The organism is Nostoc sp. (genome assembly GCF_054880495.1).
The window spans coordinates 1-3,521 of the sequence record NZ_JBTYKD010000334.1; the positions used below are offsets into that span (position 1 = coordinate 1).

A 3,521-nucleotide genomic window follows, 5' to 3' on the forward strand; every position below is an offset into this window, starting at 1 on the left:
GAATCGGGTTAGCTATAAGAATATCGAAAGATTAAATATCTCAGGTACAGCCTACGATGACAACATTGTGGGAAATAGTGGGAACGATACGCTCTTTGGGGGCTATGGTAATGATACAATTATTGGCGGTGCCGGTAATGATATCCTGACAGGTGGAGATGGTACCAACATTCTAACTGGTGGTGCGGGCAATGATGAATTTGTTTATAACTTTTTAGACATCAGCTTTGACACTGGCACTGATATTATCACCGATTTCGGTGGCATTGGTAAAGGCTCAAATCCCTCAGCAAGCGTGATTGCTTCCTTAGACACCTTGCAATTTATCGGTAGTGGCTTGACTGCTCAAAATCTGCAATTAACTCAAAATGGTAACAACTTAGAAATCACCTTTGAAAATGTCGCTAATAACAAAGTCATTCTCCAAAACTTCAAATTAGAAAATCTGGATAATCTGCCAGCAACTTCTTCACGACCAGCTATTGGCAATATCTTGTTTGATGGACAAACCAGCATCACTGACAGTTTTGATGTGTTTGACGCTAATTCCACTCAAACTAGCCTATTCAACAGGAACACTGTTACCTTCCTCAATGACCTCGACAACAATATAACGGGTTTTGACAACTCCAATGATGTTATCAATGGTCAAGGGGGTGACGACATCATTGATGGCAAAAGTGGTAATGACCTTTTGAGAGGTGGTGCGGGAAATGATACTCTCATTGGTGGTACGGGAAATGATACCCTTGATGGCGGTGTGGGAAATAACTCCCTTCTTGGTGGCACTGGTGACGATCGCTTGACTGCTGACATTTCAACAGGCAATAATACCCTGAATGGAGGAGTTGGTAACGATAGTTTGAGTGCTGGTGGTTCAACAGGTGATAACCTGCTCTTTGGGGGTGATGGCAATGATTCTCTTGATATCTCTGGCAGCTACAGCAATAGTTTCGGCTACTCTTCTGACTCTCGCTCATTAGGCAATAACACTCTCAATGGAGGTGTAGGTAACGACACCTTAAGTGCTAGCGGTTCAAAAGGCGATAATCTGCTTTCTGGGGGCGATGGCGATGATTCTCTTAATGTCTTTGGCAGCTACAGCAATAGTTACGGCCAGATCTCTGACTCTCGCTCATCAGGCAATAACACTCTCAACGGAGGTGCAGGTAACGATACCTTAAGTGCTGGTGGTTCAACAGGCGATAACCTGCTCTCTGGGGGCGATGGCAATGATTCTCTTGACATTTCTGGCGACTACTCCTACTATGCCTCCTACGACTACTCCGACTCTCGCCCGTCTGGTAATAACACCCTAGAAGGAGGCGCTGGTGACGATACATTGAGTGCTGGCGGTTCAAAAGGTGATAACCTGCTTTCTGGGGGCGATGGCAATGATTTTCTTGACATCTCTGGCTACTCCTACTCCTCCTCCAACTACCGCTCTTTAGGGAATAACACCCTCAATGGAGGTGTAGGTAACGATACCTTGAGTGCTGGCGGTTCAACAGGTAATAACCTGCTTTCTGGGGGCGATGGCAATGATTCTCTTGACATTTCTGGCAGCTACTACAACTCCAACGGCTCCTTCTACGACTCTCGTTCATCTGGCAATAACACCCTAGAAGGAGGTGCAGGTGACGATACATTGAATGCTAGCGGTTCAACAGGTGCTAATCTCCTAGATGGAGGTGATGGAAATGATATACTCATAGGTGGCAACGGTAATGATAGCCTCTATGGAGGAGCTGGTACTGATACTTTTGCTTTCAATAATTATAATGGAGGTGTAGATAGTCTTTATGACTTCAACGCCGCTAATGAACTGATTCAGGTATCGGCTGCTGGTTTTGGTGGTGGTTTATCACCAGGTTCAGTCTCAGCTAGTCAGTTTGTCATCGGAACATCTGCAACAACAAGCAATCAACGATTTATCTATAACAACACTACAGGTGGACTGTTCTTTGACCAAGATGGTAGTGCATCTGGGTTTACTCAGGTAAAATTTGCACAACTATCGGCTGGATTGTCACTAACCGAAAACAATTTTGTGATTGTTTAATCGGAATTAGCGCTCTGCAATCACTAAGTAGTATGTGTTATGAGGTGCTTATAATAGCATCTTGTATGTCTGCTTTTAATTGTTGTCGTAGGTTTGTATTTGATGGTGAGTTCTTTGTGCTATAAAACAGCACTAACAGCAGCTTGAGAACTGAAGTTACTGAAAAAATTGATTTAGGAAGGTAGAAATTATGGCAAATATCAATGGCACTAATGGTAATGATACCTTACTGGGTAGCAACCTCGCGGACACAATCAACGCTAAAGCCGGCAACGACTTGCTGTGGGGTGGTGCGGGGAATGATACTCTCATTGGTGGCACGGGCAATAATACCCTCTACGGTGGTATTGGTGACGATAACTTGAGCGCTAACAGTTCAACAGGGAATAATCTGCTCTCTGGGGACGATGGCAATGATTCTCTCTCCGTCTCTGGCTACTCCAGTTTCATATACCCAGACGACGACTACGACTCTGGCTCAAATGGCAATAACACCCTCAATGGTGGCGCTGGTAAGGATAGCTTGAGTGCTAGCGGTTCAACAGGCAATAACCTGCTCAATGGTGGCGATGACAATGATTATATCTCCATCTCTGGCTACTACAAAGGAAATGAGTATGACTACTCCGACTCTCGCTCCTCTGGCAAGAACACCCTCAACGGTGGCGCTGGTAACGATAACTTGAGTGCTAGCGGTTCAACAGGCAATAACCTGCTCAATGGTGGCGATGGCAATGATTATATCTCCATCTCTGGCTACTACAGCTACACTCCTGGAGACGTGAATGACCCCCGCGATGTCTCCATCACATACGACTCTCGCTCCTCTGGCAAAAACACCCTCAACGGTGGCGCAGGTAACGATACCTTGAGTGCTAGCGGTTCAACAGGGAATAACCTACTCTTTGGTGGTGATGGCAATGATTATATCTCGGCCTCTAGCGCCACTGGTAATAACACCCTTGATGGTGGGAATGGCAATGATATCCTCACAGGTGGTCTTGGTAATGATATCCTCATAGGTGGTCTTGGTAATGATACCCTGTATGGAGGAGCTGGGACTGATACCTTTGTTTTCAATAGTTACAAGGAAGGCATTGATCGTCTTTATGACTTCAAGGCCACTAATGAATTGATTCAGGTATCGGCTGCTGGTTTTGGTGGCGAGTTATCAATCGGTTCACTTAAGACAAACCAGTTTACCCTCGGAACATCTGCAACAACAAGCACTCAACGATTTATCTATGACAATATTACAGGTGGACTGTATTTTGACCAAGATGGCAGTGCGGGTGCGTTTACTCAGGTAAAATTTGCCCAATTATCTGCTGGAGTGTCACTAACTAAAAGCAATTTTGTGGTTGTTTAATCTTAATTAGCGCTCTGGCATCACTAAGGAATAAGAATTAAATAACATACAATTTATGTCCCTGGCTTACCTCACCCTCAATCCCTCTCC

At 44.8% G+C, this 3,521-nt stretch carries 2 protein-coding genes; both read left to right on the forward strand.

Going from position 1 to position 3,521, the window contains the following annotated elements; translation table 11 throughout:
- Positions 1 to 2,062: beta strand repeat-containing protein (locus tag ACYTXL_RS29210; RefSeq protein ID WP_461927688.1), on the forward strand; the 2,062-nt coding region annotated here is incomplete at its 5' end.
- 190 nt (positions 2,063 to 2,252) lie between these two features.
- Positions 2,253 to 3,431, forward strand: a complete 1,179-nt coding sequence (locus ACYTXL_RS29215) for a calcium-binding protein (protein ID WP_461927689.1) — start codon at positions 2,253 to 2,255, stop codon at positions 3,429 to 3,431.
- The last annotated feature ends 90 nt before the right edge of the window (positions 3,432 to 3,521 follow it).

Bases quoted from the DNA above. Each gene is read 5' to 3' on its own strand.
- ACYTXL_RS29215 (WP_461927689.1), top strand. From the start codon at position 2,253: ATGGCAAATATCAATGGCACTAATGGTAATGATACCTTACTGGGTAGC.